This window comes from Paeniglutamicibacter cryotolerans (assembly GCF_014190875.1).
Taxonomy (GTDB): domain Bacteria; phylum Actinomycetota; class Actinomycetes; order Actinomycetales; family Micrococcaceae; genus Paeniglutamicibacter; species Paeniglutamicibacter cryotolerans.
Map to the genome: position 1 here is coordinate 2,506,530 of NZ_JACHVS010000001.1, position 13,772 is coordinate 2,520,301.

The 13,772-nt window shown below is 67.2% G+C and carries 14 protein-coding genes; 13 read left to right on the forward strand and 1 reads right to left on the reverse strand.

The window, feature by feature from the left end:
- Window positions 1-130: 130 nt before the first annotated feature.
- The 9 genes from E9229_RS11515 to E9229_RS11555 are packed head-to-tail and all read left to right on the forward strand — an operon-like array spanning window position 131 to window position 6,150.
- Window positions 131-529, forward strand: coding sequence for a TOBE domain-containing protein (locus tag E9229_RS11515; RefSeq protein WP_183511363.1), 399 nt, complete (start codon window positions 131-133; stop codon window positions 527-529).
- Window positions 526-1,305, forward strand: coding sequence for a molybdate ABC transporter substrate-binding protein (gene modA, locus E9229_RS11520; protein WP_183511364.1), 780 nt, complete (start codon window positions 526-528; stop codon window positions 1,303-1,305). Before E9229_RS11515 ends, modA begins: the two co-directional genes overlap by 4 nt.
- On the forward strand, window positions 1,302-2,129 hold the full coding sequence (locus E9229_RS11525) for an ABC transporter permease (protein ID WP_312855675.1): 828 nt from the start codon (window positions 1,302-1,304) through the stop codon (window positions 2,127-2,129). The genes modA and E9229_RS11525 overlap by 4 nt, the downstream gene beginning before the upstream one ends.
- Window positions 2,130-2,178: 49 nt before the next feature.
- Window positions 2,179-3,471 (forward strand): molybdopterin molybdotransferase MoeA, encoded by a 1,293-nt coding sequence (locus E9229_RS11530; RefSeq protein ID WP_183511366.1) that lies wholly within the window; start codon window positions 2,179-2,181, stop codon window positions 3,469-3,471.
- A complete protein-coding gene (moaC, locus tag E9229_RS11535; protein ID WP_183511369.1) occupies window positions 3,468-3,989 on the forward strand; it encodes a cyclic pyranopterin monophosphate synthase MoaC in 522 nt (173 codons plus the stop codon). The genes E9229_RS11530 and moaC overlap by 4 nt, the downstream gene beginning before the upstream one ends.
- Window positions 3,986-4,486 (forward strand): MogA/MoaB family molybdenum cofactor biosynthesis protein, encoded by a 501-nt coding sequence (locus E9229_RS11540; RefSeq protein ID WP_183511371.1) that lies wholly within the window; start codon window positions 3,986-3,988, stop codon window positions 4,484-4,486. The genes moaC and E9229_RS11540 overlap by 4 nt, the downstream gene beginning before the upstream one ends.
- Window positions 4,476-4,916, forward strand: coding sequence for a molybdenum cofactor biosynthesis protein MoaE (locus E9229_RS11545; protein ID WP_183511373.1), 441 nt, complete (start codon window positions 4,476-4,478; stop codon window positions 4,914-4,916). Before E9229_RS11540 ends, E9229_RS11545 begins: the two co-directional genes overlap by 11 nt.
- Before the next feature lie 19 nt (window positions 4,917-4,935).
- On the forward strand, window positions 4,936-5,694 hold the full coding sequence (gene dapB, locus E9229_RS11550) for a 4-hydroxy-tetrahydrodipicolinate reductase (RefSeq protein ID WP_183511375.1): 759 nt from the start codon (window positions 4,936-4,938) through the stop codon (window positions 5,692-5,694).
- Window positions 5,695-5,700: 6 nt separating this feature from the next.
- On the forward strand, window positions 5,701-6,150 hold the full coding sequence (locus tag E9229_RS11555; RefSeq protein ID WP_183511377.1) for a hypothetical protein: 450 nt from the start codon (window positions 5,701-5,703) through the stop codon (window positions 6,148-6,150).
- A gap of 44 nt (window positions 6,151-6,194) precedes the next feature.
- On the opposite strand, the gene E9229_RS11560 is transcribed toward E9229_RS11555, so the two are convergent.
- A complete protein-coding gene (locus E9229_RS11560) occupies window positions 6,195-7,448 on the reverse strand; it encodes a heparan-alpha-glucosaminide N-acetyltransferase domain-containing protein (protein ID WP_183511380.1) in 1,254 nt (417 codons plus the stop codon).
- 79 nt (window positions 7,449-7,527) lie between these two features.
- On the opposite strand from E9229_RS11560, the gene dapA reads away from it, so the two are divergent.
- The 4 genes from dapA (at window position 7,528) to pgsA (ending at window position 13,772) form a co-directional block, all read left to right on the forward strand.
- Window positions 7,528-8,445 (forward strand): 4-hydroxy-tetrahydrodipicolinate synthase, encoded by a 918-nt coding sequence (gene dapA / locus E9229_RS11565; RefSeq protein WP_183511381.1) that lies wholly within the window; start codon window positions 7,528-7,530, stop codon window positions 8,443-8,445.
- Window positions 8,446-8,461: 16 nt separating this feature from the next.
- Window positions 8,462-10,168 carry a ribonuclease J gene (locus E9229_RS11570; protein ID WP_183511382.1) on the forward strand — a complete coding sequence of 569 codons (1,707 nt, stop codon included), beginning with the start codon at window positions 8,462-8,464 and terminating at the stop codon, window positions 10,166-10,168.
- Between the two features lie 109 nt (window positions 10,169-10,277).
- Window positions 10,278-13,145 carry an FtsK/SpoIIIE family DNA translocase gene (locus E9229_RS11575; protein ID WP_183511384.1) on the forward strand — a complete coding sequence of 956 codons (2,868 nt, stop codon included), beginning with the start codon at window positions 10,278-10,280 and terminating at the stop codon, window positions 13,143-13,145.
- Window positions 13,146-13,154: 9 nt separating this feature from the next.
- Window positions 13,155-13,772 (forward strand): CDP-diacylglycerol--glycerol-3-phosphate 3-phosphatidyltransferase, encoded by a 618-nt coding sequence (gene pgsA, locus E9229_RS11580; protein ID WP_183511386.1) that lies wholly within the window; start codon window positions 13,155-13,157, stop codon window positions 13,770-13,772.

Consider the following 13,772-nt stretch of genomic DNA (forward strand, 5'->3'; position numbering starts at 1 on the left):
GGTAGGCCACCGCGGGCAGAGTGATGGCCTCCCCGCTTGCCTGGTCGGCCGCAGGAGTGGATGGCGGGAATAGCGCTTCATGAAACAAATCAGGCGTGACATCTCATCTGCGTGTATATACCGTGTTTACATGACGCAATTGAGGATTTCTGAGGCGGCCCGCTTTCTGGGTGTCAGTGACGATACGGTCCGCAGGATGGTTGAGTCCGGGACGCTGAGTTCCCTGTCCGACTCGTCCGGGCGAGCCGTGATTGACGGCAGCGAGCTTGCCGCCGAACTACGCCGTGCTGCCAGCACTCCGGAAGACCCCGCACGGGTAGCCAGTTCCGCTCGCAACCGCTTCGTCGGGCTGGTCACGGAGGTCATCATGGACAAGGTCATGGCCCAGGTGGAGCTTCAATGCGGGCCGTTCCGCGTCGTGTCGCTAATGAGTAGCGAAGCCGTCAGGGCGCTGGACCTGAAACCGGGAGCCGTTGCCACAGCCGTCATCAAGTCAACAAACGTAATGGTCGAGACAGGAAAACCATGATTTCAAAGAAGGGCGCAACCGCTCTCCGGACCCGCCAGTGCATCGCTGTAGCGGTTCCGCTGCTCGTGGGCCTCGTGCTCGTGACCGGCTGCCAGAGCTCGGCTGCCGGCAACGACACCGGCGGCGCCACCGTGACCTTTTCTGCCGCCGCGTCGCTGACCGACCTGGGCCCGGAGCTGATCTCCGCCTATGGCACCGAAACCGGCAGCAAGGACAAGATCGTGTTGAACATCGGTTCCTCGGCGCAGCTGGTCCAGCAGGCGAACGCAGACAAGGCACCGGACGTGCTGGTCACTGCCGATACCCCGGCCATCGACGGCCTGGATCACTTGGATGAGTTCGACCGGATGGGCGACGTCGCTACCAACAAGCTGGTTCTTGCTGTCCCCGCAACCTCCTCCGTTGACTCCGCGGCCGAACTGCCCGCGGACGCCACGGTGGCGCTGTGTGCGCCGAGCGTCCCGTGTGGCCGTGCGGCAAACAGCTACCTGGAATCCAGGGGACTGAAACTGGCCAGATCCAGCGAGGAGGACAACGTCCGTGCGGTGCTCACCAAGCTCACCTCCGGACAGGTCGATGCCGGTTTCGTCTATGCCACGGATGCCGCGGCCGCGGGGGACAAGGTGAAGGCGATTATGCTGGACGGACTGGCACCGAACGTCTACCCGCTGCTGGTCGCCAAGACCGCTCCGGCCGGTGCCATGGAGTTCGCGCACTGGCTTGAGGGAGACAGCGCCGGGGCCCTGTTCGAGCAGGCCGGCTTCGAGCGGCCGTGACCGGCCGCGAACATTTCTCCCCGCGGCTGAGGAGGGCCACCACTCCCGGGTGGCTGTGGGTTCCGTCGCTGCTGGCTCTGGCTTTCCTCGCCGGACCGCTGATCGCCCTGGGTGCGGCAGCCGACTGGGGGCGGCTGGGCGGGCAGCTGACAGACCCGAGCACCCGCGAGGCGCTGTGGCTCTCACTGCGGACCTCCACCGTGTCCACCGGGCTCTGCCTGGCACTGGGAATACCGCTGTCGGTGTTGCTCTCGCGGCTGCACGGACCGCTGCTGCAATTGATGCGCGGAGTGCTGCTGATACCGCTGGTGCTCTCTCCCGTGGTCTCGGGCCTGGCCCTGCTGTATTTCTGGGGCCGGCGAGGCACGCTGGGTGGTTGGCTGGAATCCATGGGCTGGGGCGTCGGGTTCAGCCCAGCGGCCGTCGTGCTCGTGCAGGTGTTCGTGTCATTGCCCTTTTTCGTGGTCGCGGCGCTGAGCAGCATCGAATCGGTGGATGCCAACCTCGAGCTCTCGGCGGCCAATGCCGGGGCCAATGCGGCGCAGATCGTCCGCTACATCACACTTCCGCTAGCGGCACCGGGCATCATCGTGGGAACGCTGCTGGCGTTCGCCCGTTCGCTGGGCGAATACGGTGCCACGATCACGTTCGCCGGTTCGGTAGCCGGAGAAACCAGGACCCTGCCGCTGCAGATCGAATTGGCGCTGAATTCAAACGCTCCATCGTCCGCCGTCGGCATCTCGATCATGCTCGTCGGGCTCTACCTGCTGGTGCTCATCGCGGCCGGAGCCGGGGTGCAGCGGATCTTCGGCCGCCGCTCCTGAAACCAACCGATTCCCGCCCCGACGGGACCCCGGCTTTAGGATGGGAATCATGACCCCCAGTTTCCGGCGAACAGTCGCCGAACATCAAGAGGCAGTTTCGGCGTTGTTGGAGCCGGTCCTGACCGGGCTCGGGAGCGAAACGCTCATGCTAAGCCGGGCACTGCACCGCACCCTGGACGCCGACGTTGTCGCACCGCGCCAGCTCCCCCCGTTCGATAACTCGCAGATGGACGGCTACGCGGTCAGGACGGCGGACCTGGCAGCCGGCCTGCCGCTCGGGGTAGGGCGGCCGATCGCCGCTGGCAGCATGCCCGAGCCGCTCGAATCCGGACAGGCGGCACCGATCATGACCGGGGCGCCGATACCCGAGGGTGCCGACGCCGTGGTCCCGATCGAGGCCGCCGAGCCGTCGGCCTTCCCCGGTTTCGTCGGCGACCGGCAGCCCTACGTGCCGGGAACCACCGTGTTGCTCCCGGCCGTGGTTGCCCCCGGCAGCTACATCCGGACCCGTGGCAGCGACGTGCTGACCGGGCAGCCGCTGCTTCCTGCCGGAACCCGGCTGGGCCCGGCGCAACTGGGCCTGCTGGCGGGACTGGGCATCGAATCTGTCACCGTACGGGTCCGTCCCCGCGCGCTGCTGCTGTCCACCGGTGATGAACTGGCGGCCCCCGGAGCGGACCTTGCCCCCGGGCAGATCCATGATGCCAACACCACCATGCTTTCCGCCGCACTGCTGGAGGCCGGCTGGGACGTGGAGGGTACCGACATCGCCATCGATGATGCCCGGTCATTCACCGAAGCGCTGGCTCGGCGGCTCGCCGGGGCAGGGCAAGCGTCGGCGGAACGCCGGGGGACCCCCGATCTGGTCCTGACCAGCGGCGGCATCAGCCAAGGCGCCTTCGAGGTGGTCAAGCTGGCACTTGCCGCCCATGGCGTGGAATTCGGTTCGGTGGCGATGCAGCCCGGCGGCCCGCAGGGGGCCGGCCTGCTCGCGCTGCCCGGAACCGCTGAAGTGCCCCTGCTCGCGTTCCCCGGCAACCCGGTCAGCAGCTACGTCAGCTGGGAAGTGTTCCTGCGCCCGGCCTGCTGCGCATATCTGGGCCTGCCAGCCCGCCGCATGCTGTCCCTCCCGCTGGCTTCGGGGCTCGCCTCCCCGCACGGCCGCGAACAATACCGCCGGGCCACGCTCGTTGCCGATGCCGTGTCGCTGACCGGCGGTGAAAGTTCCCACTTGCTCGGGTCCCTGGCCCAATCCAATGCCCTGATCCGGATCCCCGCGCACACCACCTCCGTGGCGCCCGGGGAAATGATCGACGTTCTCTTGATCGGAGATGCCGCATGAACGTGCAAGATCCCGGAGCCCCGGCGCTCTCCCACGTCCGCGAGGACGGCAGCGCCCACATGGTCGATGTCTCGGCCAAAACCGAAACCAGCCGCCAGGCCACGGCCCAGGCCGTGCTGCGCACGCGACCGGAAATTATTGGTTTGATCACCGACGGAACCCTGCCCAAGGGGGACGCGCTGGCCGTGGCCCGGGTCGCGGGGATCATGGGTGCTAAGAAGACTCCCGAATTGATCCCGTTGTGCCACCCGCTGCCGATTTCCAAGGTCACCATCGACTTCGAGCCCGATGCCGTGGCCGGTACGGTGCGCATCCTCGCCACGGTGAAGACCCGTGGCGTCACCGGCGTCGAAATGGAGGCGCTCAGCGCCGCCAGCATCGCCGCGCTGACGCTGTACGACATGCTCAAGGCAGTGGACAAGCACGCCTCCATCGGAGGCATCCTGGTCCTGGCGAAATCCGGGGGCAAATCCGGTGACTGGTCCATTGAACCATCGACCGAAGGGGAAAATCGGTGAGCGCCTGCGAACCCGGCGCCGCGCCGCGCCGCGCCTGCATCCTGATTGCCTCGACTCGTGCCGCCACCGGCATCTACCAGGACGCCAGCGCGCCGGTGATCACCGACTGGCTGAACGAGCACGGCTTCGAGGTGGCCTCCTCGGTGGTCGTCCCCGACGGACCCGCCGTGGGGTCCACCCTGCGCGGCATGCTGCTCGGTGCCCCGGCCATGATCATCACCAGCGGGGGAACGGGGCTCAGCCACGACGACGTGACACCGGAGGAAACGCGGGTCCTGCTCGAACGCGAGATCCCCGGCATCATGGAGGCAATCCGTGCCGCCGGTGCCGCCAAGACCCCGATGGCGGCGCTCTCGCGCGGACATGCGGGTACCGTCGGTAAGACCTTTGTCATCAACCTGCCCGGCTCCCCGGGCGGGGTCATGGACGCCCTGGGCGTGCTGGACCCCATCATCACGCACCTGTGCGACCAGTTGGAGGGTGGACATGGCCACTGATCAGAACCCGGCAACCATCGTCCACGCGGCAGTCAGCAGCGTGCCCATCGACGCCGACACGGCCTGGACCGCGGTGGAGACGGACACCACCGGTGCGGTCGTGACCTTCGGGGGTGTGGTGCGCAACCACGATGGGGGGCGCGACGTCACCCGGCTGACCTACACCGCCCATCCCACGGCGAATGCCACGATGCGTGAGCTGGCCGAACAGGTAGCCTCCCGCCACCCCGGCACCCGGCTGTGGGTGGCCCACCGGATCGGCGAGCTCGCCATCGGCGACAGCGCGTTGATTGCGGCGGCGGCCAGCTCCCACCGGGGCGAGGCGTTCGACGCCTGCCGCGACCTGGTCGAAACCGTCAAGCACGGGATTCCGGTCTGGAAGGAGCAGTTCTTCGCCGACGGCGACACCGAATGGGTGGGGAGCGCCTGATCCCGATATCCTAGGAACCATGAGTGCACCACTGAAAGTCGCCGTCATCGGCGCGTCCGGACGAATGGGAGCCGAAGCCGTCAAGGCCGTCTCCGCCGCCACCGACATGGAACTGGTCGCGGCGCTGGGTCGCGGCGACAGCCTCGAGGCGATCCTCGAGGCGGGCGCCACGCACGTGGTGGACCTGAGCATTCCGGCCAGCACCGAGGCAAACGTCCGTTTTGCCGTCGAGCACGGGCTGCACGCAGTGGTCGGAACCACCGGGTGGGACGATGCCAAGCGCGATTCGCTGGGGGCGCTTCTTGCCGCCCATCAAGGCACCGGGGTGCTCATCGCGCCAAACTTCGCACTGGGCTCGGTGCTGGCCAGCGCCTTCGCCGCCTCGGCTGCACGCTACTTCGAATCGGTGGAGATCATCGAGCTGCACCATCCCAACAAGGTTGACGCCCCCTCCGGCACAGCCGTGCGCACCGCCGAACTGATAGCAGCGCAACGCGCCGCGGCCGGCGTGGCGCCGAGCCCCGACGCCACCGAAACCCAGCTCGAGGGAGCCCGTGGCGCCGTGGTCGATGGCATCCACGTGCACTCGGTGCGCCTGCGCGGCTTGGTTGCCCACCAGGAGGTCCTGCTCGGCGGGCCGGGTGAACAGCTCACGTTGCGACATGACTCCTACGACCGCGCCTCCTTCATGCCCGGCGTCCTGCTGGGTTTGCGCACCGTGGCATCGCGCCCCGGGTTGACCTACGGCCTTGACGGCTACCTCGAGTTGGGACGCTAAACGATCATGAAAACCAAGATCTGGGTCGGGGCCATTATTGCCCTGTTCGTGTTCTACATCGTCGCCTCCTTCTCCTCCTCGCTGCGCTTCCTGCAGGCTGAGGAGCCGATGGCGAAGGCCATCGGCGCCGCGGCACTCGTGTTGCCGATCATCGCCGTTTGGATTCTGATCCGCGAGGTGCTTTTCGGCACCCGCACCCAGCACATGGCCAAAATCCTGGAATCCGAGGGCCTGCTGCCCGAGGACAACCTTGAGCGCACCCCGTCGGGACGCATCGTGAAGGCTGCGGCCGATGCCGACTTCGTCCAGTACAAAGAAGAGGCCGAGGCCAACCCGGAGTCCTGGCGTTCCTGGCACCGCCTGGCCCTGGCCTATGACGCGTCCGGTGACCGTCGGCGAGCCCGTGAATCCATGCGCACGGCGATCGGTTTCTACCTGAAATCCAGCGACAAGTAGCGCACCAAGCGCCAGGAAAAGAAGCACCGGCACCCGGGGTCGCCTCAGTCGAGGCGGCCCCGTTGGCTTACGGCGGAGGGTGCCGAAGCCGCGGAACGCGCCACGGCATGGACCGCGGACTCGAGCGGTCCACGGCGCCCCAGCAGCCGCAGCAGCAACCCGAAGGCAAGTGCTGCCGCGACGTAGATGGCGAAATGCGTCGTGGCTGAAAGCCCGGATTCCCCGACGGGGACCAGGTGCAGCGCCAGCAGATGCGCCGAGTAAAGGGTTAGCGTCGCCGATCCGGCACCGGCCAGCGGCCACAACAGCACCATGGCCCTGCCCCGGCCCGTCGCGGAGAGGGCCATGGCCAGCAACTGGCAGGCCCCCAGCACGGCAACGGCGGTTCCGGCGACCAGCAGCACATCGAGCAGTGAGCCGGAATGGGGTGCGGCGATGGCTTGGAACCACTCGCTGTTCCCCACCCCACCGAGATGCTGGCCGGTGCGCAGATGGGTTGGCAGCGCCGCCGGATCCCCGTCGGTGGCCCGGGCCAGTGATCCCAACGCACCCGGAAGCCCGAGCAGCAGGTCCGAAGCCAGCCGGGCACCTGCTGCCAGCACCGTCCCGCAGCACAGCAGCAGGACCGCCGTTGCCGGGCGGTTCAGCCTGAGCCGGCCCAGGAACAGGCCCAACAAGATGAACCCGGTCCACAACAGCACCGGATAGAAGCCACCCAGCAGCAGGTCCCCGGCAAACGACGCCGGGTCGGCCAGGTCGGTGAAACCCGGCGATCCGTCCAACCGGCCGGGGGAGAGCAGCGTATCAAGGCCCGCCAGTAGCCACGGGGCAAGCAACAGCCAGCCGACGGCCCAGCGGGCCAGCGCCCGGGCTCCGAGGCCCAGGAACGGCAGCGTCACGATGAACAGTAAACCGTAGTGCGCCAGGATGATTGCCACCGGAACATCCAGCGCCGCCAGCCCCAGCCCCAGCACGGCGATGATTCCCGCGCGCGCGGCAACCGAGCGGCGAACCACCGCCAACCGGGCCCGGGCAAGTGGAACCGCACCCCCGGCCAGCAACCCCAAACCGGTGCCCGCCAGCACGGCGAAAAGAGTGGAGGCCTTGCCAGCAAACCACAGTGCGGCCCAAGTGGGTTCCGGCACCCCGCCGGGCCCCGGGCTCTCCAACGGCAGCAGGTGCACTGCGACCATGCCCAGCAGGGCCAGGCCCCGGGCCACGTCGATGCCCGGGATCCGGGCCCGCGGACCGGGATCTCGGCCCAGGACGGAAGTCGGTTCCGGGAGGGGTGATCTCATGCCATCCAGCGTATCGGGGAGTCGGTGCCGGGCCGGTCACGATGCGGGAGCCGCCGCGCCACCGGGTAACCTTGATCCCATGGCTGATTCTGCATTGAGCACCTCCGGAACCGAATACACGTTTGGAACGGTCCTCACCGCGATGGTGACCCCGTTCAAGGACAATGGCGACGTCGACTACGTCGCCGCGGCCGCACTGGCCACCAAGCTCGTCGACGACGGCTGCGACGGCCTGGTCGTCACCGGCACCACGGGTGAGACCTCCACGCTCACGGACGAGGAAAACCTCGGCATGTTCTCCGCCGTGCTCGACGCCGTCGGGGACCGTGCCAAGGTCATCGCCGGCACAGGCACCAACGACACCCGCCACTCCATCTCGCTGTCCACCCGCGCAGCGGCGCTGGGCGTGCACGGACTGCTGCTGGTCACCCCGTACTACAACAAGCCCTCGCAGGCCGGCGTCAAGGCCCACTTCGAGGCCATCGCTAACGCAGCGAAGCTGCCGGTCATGATCTACGACATCCCGGGACGTACCGGCATCGCCATCAGCACCGAGACGATCATCGAGCTTTCGGCCAACGAGTACATCGTGGCGCTGAAGGACGCGAAGGCCGACTTCATGGCTACCACCCGCGTGCTGGCCGAAACCGACCTGGACGTCTACTCGGGCGACGACGGGCTGACCCTGCCGCTGATGGCCGCGGGGGCCGTCGGCGTCGTCTCGGTAACGGCCCACGTCGCCACGGCCCAGTACCGCGCCATGGTCGATGCGATGCACGCCGGCGACCTGGCCACCGCCCGCCGGCTGCACTTCGAGCTGGACCCGATCCAGCGCGCCGTGATGACCCACATCCAGGGCGCCGTCGCCGCGAAGACCGTCCTGCACTGGCAGGGCGTGCTGACCAACAACGTCGTCCGCCTGCCGCTGGTCACCCCGACCGAAGCGGAACTCGAGCCCGTCCGCGCCGACCTGCGCGCCGCCGGGTGGGACCTCTAGGAAGGCTGTAGCCATCATGGGAGTTACTCCGGTGGACATCGCGGAGCCCTCGCTGCTGGGCCCGCCGCCGGCACTTGAGCGCGGAACGCTGCGCATCGTGCCACTTGGCGGCCTGGCGGAGATCGGCCGGAACATGGCCGTCTTCGAAATCGATTCGAAACTGTTGATCATCGACTGCGGGGTGCTCTTCCCGGAGGAGTTCCAACCCGGCGTGGATGTCATCCTGCCCGACTTCAGCTACATCAAGGACCGCCTCGACGACGTGCTCGGCGTCGTGCTCACGCATGGCCACGAGGACCACATCGGCGCCGTCCCGTACTTGCTGCGGCTCAAGAAGGACATCCCGCTGATCGGGTCCCGGCTCACCCTGGCACTGGTCGAGGCGAAGCTCGCCGAACACCGGATCACGCCCTTCACCCTCACCGTGAAGGAGGAACAGGTCGAGAAGATCGGCCCGTTCGAACTCGAATTCATCGCCGTGAACCACTCCATCCCCGACGCGCTGGCGGTGTTCATCAGAACCGCGGCCGGCACCGTGCTGCACACCGGCGACTTCAAGATGGACCAGCTGCCGCTGGATGGGCGCATCACCGACCTGCGCCACTTCGCCCGGCTCGGCGAGGAAGGCGTGGACCTGTTCATGCCCGACTCGACGAACGCCGACGTGCCCGGCTTCACCACGGCCGAAAAGGAAATCGGACCGGTGCTGCAGGGGCTCTTCGGCCACGCCGACAAGCGCATCATCGTCGCCTCCTTCTCCTCGCACATCCACCGGGTGCAGCAGGTGCTCGACGCGGCGCAGATGCATGGGCGCAAGGTGGCTTTCATCGGCCGCTCGATGGTGCGCAACATGGGCATCGCGGCGAAACTCGGCTATCTCAAGGTTCCCGAGGGCTTGGTGATCGACATCAAGGAAGCCGACGCGCTGCCCGACGAACAGGTCGTGCTGATGTCCACCGGTTCGCAGGGCGAGCCGATGGCGGCGCTCTCGCGCATGGCCACCGGTGACCACCGGATTCAGATCGGCACCGGGGACACAGTGATCCTCGCCTCATCGCTGATTCCCGGCAATGAGAACGCCGTCTTCCGGGTGATCAACGGGCTGATGCGCATGGGCGCCGAGGTGATCCACAAGGGCATGGCCAAGGTGCACGTCTCGGGCCACGCTGCCGCGGGCGAACTGCTCTACTGCTACAACATCCTCAAGCCGGCCAACGTGATGCCGGTGCATGGGGAAACCCGGCACCTGATCGCCAACGGCAAGCTTGCCGTCGAATCCGGAGTGCCCCGGCAGAACGTGCTGCTCACCGAGGACGGCTATGTCGTCGACCTCGTGGCCGGGACGGCGTCCATCGTCGGCCAGGTCGACTGCGGCTACGTCTATGTCGACGGCAATAAGGTCGGCACCATCACCGACGACGACCTCAAGGACCGGGTCACCCTGGGTGAGGAGGGTTTCATCTCGGTGATCTCCGTCGTCAACCGACGCACCGGCACCATCGTCTCGGGACCGGACATCCACGCCCGCGGCGTGGCGGAGGACGATTCGGTGTTCGAGGAGATCAAGCCGAAGATCGCCGAGGCCCTGGCCGAGGCGGTGCGGAACAATCCCGGACACACCACGCACCAGCTCCAGCAAGTAGTCAGGCGCGTGATCGGGGCCTGGGTGGCACGCAAGTTGCGCCGCCGCCCGATGATCGTCCCGGTGGTCCTGGAAGTCTGACCCGGCGCACCACGGCATGACCGGCGCCCGCTTTCCGGCTCCCGCCGGAGGGCGGGCTTCTTCGTGCGCCTCCACCTGCCTGTTGCCGCGTTCCGGTAACCTAGCGGGTATGGCCACCCGAACTTCCTCCGGCCAGTCGAAGTCCTCCGGACGTCCCACGACTGGCACCTCAGCGTCCCGATCCAAGGGCACAGGCACCTCCACGCCCCGAGGAAAGAAGCCCGTGGTGCCCGAAATCCCCGACGTGCCGCTGCCGCTGCGCATGGTGCGCGGAGCGTGGATGGGCATCGCCCGGGTCGTCGGTGGCGCCTTCCGGAAGATCGGGCACGACGTGCACCCGGAGTACGGGATCCGCCGCGACGGGACCGGGCTCTTCCTGGTCATCATCGCCGTGATCGTCGCCAGCGTCGAATGGTGGGGGCTGCGCGGGATCGGCTGGTACGGCGGCTTCGTGCACTCGGTCGCCGGCGGCACGTTCGGCTTCATGGCCACCGTGCTGCCGATCGTCCTGCTGCTCGGAGCCATCAGGCTCTTCCGCTGGCCCGAGGACTTCCGGGCCAACAACCGCATCGGCATCGGGCTGGCGCTGGGTACCGTGGCCGGTTCCGGCATAGCCGCCGTCGCCGGCGGAATGCCTCCAATCAACGCGCCCTTCGATGAGCTCTGGAACGCCGGCGGCGTGATCGGCTTCCTGGTCACCGCCCCGTTTGCCGCTCTGCTGAAGTACTGGGGCACGCTGATCCTGATGATCGGCCTGCTGTTCCTGGCGTTGATGATCACCACAGCAACGCCGTTCAGGCACATCGGTTCGCGACTGCGCGAGGCCTACGAGCGGCTTATGGGCCAGCGCTCGGACGCGCCGGCCGGATCGGTCACGGGAGAGCACGACCAGAGTTACCTCTATGACACCGAGGTCCCGGTGAAGAAGCCACGCCGCAAGCGGAGCCTCTTCGGCCGCGACAAGGACGCCGACGCCACCACGGCGCTCGATGAACTGGGCTACACCGGCGACCAGGCCTACGACACGGCCGTGATCGGCGACCACGACTACGCCGAAGCGGCCGACTACGAGCCCGAAGACATCGAGCCGGCGGAACCGGCAATCCGCCCCGGCGTGCGCCGTCCCACTAAGGCCGAACGCGACATGGCCGAGGTCATGGCAGCCGTCGGGCTGGGAGGGGAGGCCGAACCTGCCACCGAGGCCATGGCCGTCATCCCGGACCCCGACGCCACCACGGTGGTGCCGAGGATCCCCAACGTTGCCCCACGCATGCCCGAAACCCCGCTGCCCCCGATCCCGCAGCGCACCGAACAGCTCCAGCTCTCCGGAGACGTGACCTACACGCTGCCGCAGTCCGACTACCTGCCCGCCGGCCCGCCCTCGAAGGAACGTTCCGAGGCAAACGACGCCATCGTCGCTGCACTGACCGACACGCTGAACCAATTCAATGTCGACGCGCAGGTCACCGGCTTCAGCCGTGGGCCAACGGTCACCCGGTACGAGATCGAACTCTCCCCGGGCACCAAGGTCGAACGAGTCACCGCTCTCGCGAAGAACATCTCCTACGCCGTCGCCTCCTCCGACGTGCGCATCCTGTCCCCGATCCCGGGCAAGAGCGCCATCGGCATCGAAATCCCGAACGCCGACAAGGAAATCGTCGCCCTGGGCGATGTGTTGCGCAGCCACAACGCCCGCAAGACCGACCATCCGATGGTCATGGGGGTGGGCAAGGACGTCGAGGGCGGCTTCGTCGTGGCCAACCTGGCCAAGATGCCTCACCTGCTCGTGGCCGGTGCCACCGGTGCCGGCAAGTCCTCGTTCGTGAACTCGATGATCACCTCGATCCTGATGCGCGCCACGCCCGACGAGGTGCGCATGGTCATGGTCGACCCCAAGCGCGTGGAACTCACCGCCTACGAGGGTGTCCCGCACCTGATCACCCCCATCATCACCAACCCGAAGAAGGCGGCCGAGGCGCTGCAGTGGGTGGTGAAGGAGATGGACACCCGCTACGACGACCTGGCCAACTTCGGCTTCAAGCACGTGGACGACTTCAACAAGGCAGTCCGCGCCGGCAAGGTCATTCCGCCCGAGGGTTCCAAGCGGGTCATGAAGACCTACCCGTACCTGCTGGTCATCGTCGATGAGCTCGCCGACCTGATGATGGTCGCCCCGCGCGACGTCGAGGACTCGATCGTGCGCATCACCCAGCTCGCCCGTGCCGCGGGCATCCACCTGGTACTGGCCACCCAGCGTCCCTCCGTGGACGTGGTCACCGGACTGATCAAGGCCAACGTGCCCTCGCGCATGGCCTTCGCCACCTCATCGGTCACCGACTCCCGCGTGGTACTTGATCAGCCCGGCGCGGAGAAGCTGCTGGGCCAGGGTGACGCGCTCTTCCTGCCCATGGGCCAGTCCAAGCCAATGCGCGTGCAGGGCGCCTGGGTCACCGAATCGGAGATCCACCGCGTCGTCGAGCACGTCAAGGGCCAGCTCGCCGCCGAATACCGCTCAGACGTTGCAGTCGAGGCGCCGAAGAAGCAGATCGAAGACGACATCGGAGACGATCTTGAGCTGCTGCTCCAGGCCACGGAACTGGTTGTCACCACGCAATTCGGGTCCACCTCGATGCTCCAGCGCAAGCTGCGAGTGGGCTTCGCGAAGGCTGGCCGGCTGATGGACCTGCTCGAATCCCGAGGCGTCGTGGGGCCCTCCGAGGGTTCCAAGGCCCGCGACGTCCTGGTCAAACCCGATGACCTGCCGGCTGTGCTTGCCGCAATGCGCGGGGACGAGGCGGCCGCCGAGGACGTCGTCCCGACGGCCGTGGAGGCGGCCCTGGCGGAGAACGCCAACGCGAACCACTACGGAGTGGACTTGGTGGCGCAGGATCTGGACAACAGGGAACAGGCGGTCGACTACTTTGACGGGGACGACGAGGGCGGTAGCGAGGACGCCTGGAACCTCACCGGAAGGTAGCCTTGTCAGGTGACTGATCAAACCCCGGCTCCCGGCCAAGCGCCCGTGCCGAACCTCAATATCGCCAATGTGCTCACGACGCTGCGCATCATCATGGTGCCGTTCTTCGTCTGGGCGTTGCTGGCAGACGGGCAGGAGTACGGCTGGTTGCGCTGGGTGGCCTTCGGGCTGTTCGCGCTGGCCATCTATACCGACAAGCTCGACGGGGACCTGGCCCGCAGCCGGAATCTGATCACCAGCTTCGGCAAGATAGCTGACCCGATTGCGGACAAGTTGCTGACCGGCTCAGCGCTCGTAGTGCTCTCCTGGATAGGCGAGCTGCCCTGGTGGATCACCATTCTCATCCTGGTCCGCGAATGGGGCATCACGGCCCTGCGCTTCGCCGTGATCAGGTACGGGGTGATGGCCGCATCGCGCGGCGGCAAGCTCAAGACGGTGCTGCAGGCCATCGCCATCCTGCTCTACCTGCTGCCCTGGTCCCAGACGGTGCCGTGGCTGGGTGGCGTGGCATTTATCGTGATGCTCATTGCCTTGGCGGCCACGCTGGTTACCGGAGCAGACTACGTCGTCAAGGCGCTGGCGCTGCGATCGCGCACGCTGACCAAACGCAAGGGCACGGGAAACTAG

Coding starts and splice junctions, on each gene's coding strand:
- E9229_RS11515 (WP_183511363.1), top strand. CDS start 131: ATGACGCAATTGAGGATTTCTGAGGCGGCCCGCTTTCTGGGTGTCAGT.
- modA (WP_183511364.1), top strand. CDS start 526: ATGATTTCAAAGAAGGGCGCAACCGCTCTCCGGACCCGCCAGTGCATC.
- E9229_RS11530 (WP_183511366.1), top strand. CDS start 2,179: ATGACCCCCAGTTTCCGGCGAACAGTCGCCGAACATCAAGAGGCAGTT.
- moaC (WP_183511369.1), top strand. CDS start 3,468: ATGAACGTGCAAGATCCCGGAGCCCCGGCGCTCTCCCACGTCCGCGAG.
- E9229_RS11545 (WP_183511373.1), top strand. CDS start 4,476: ATGGCCACTGATCAGAACCCGGCAACCATCGTCCACGCGGCAGTCAGC.
- dapB (WP_183511375.1), top strand. CDS start 4,936: ATGAGTGCACCACTGAAAGTCGCCGTCATCGGCGCGTCCGGACGAATG.
- E9229_RS11555 (WP_183511377.1), top strand. CDS start 5,701: ATGAAAACCAAGATCTGGGTCGGGGCCATTATTGCCCTGTTCGTGTTC.
- E9229_RS11560 (WP_183511380.1), bottom strand. CDS start 7,448: ATGAGATCACCCCTCCCGGAACCGACTTCCGTCCTGGGCCGAGATCCC.
- dapA (WP_183511381.1), top strand. CDS start 7,528: ATGGCTGATTCTGCATTGAGCACCTCCGGAACCGAATACACGTTTGGA.
- E9229_RS11570 (WP_183511382.1), top strand. CDS start 8,462: ATGGGAGTTACTCCGGTGGACATCGCGGAGCCCTCGCTGCTGGGCCCG.
- E9229_RS11575 (WP_183511384.1), top strand. CDS start 10,278: ATGGCCACCCGAACTTCCTCCGGCCAGTCGAAGTCCTCCGGACGTCCC.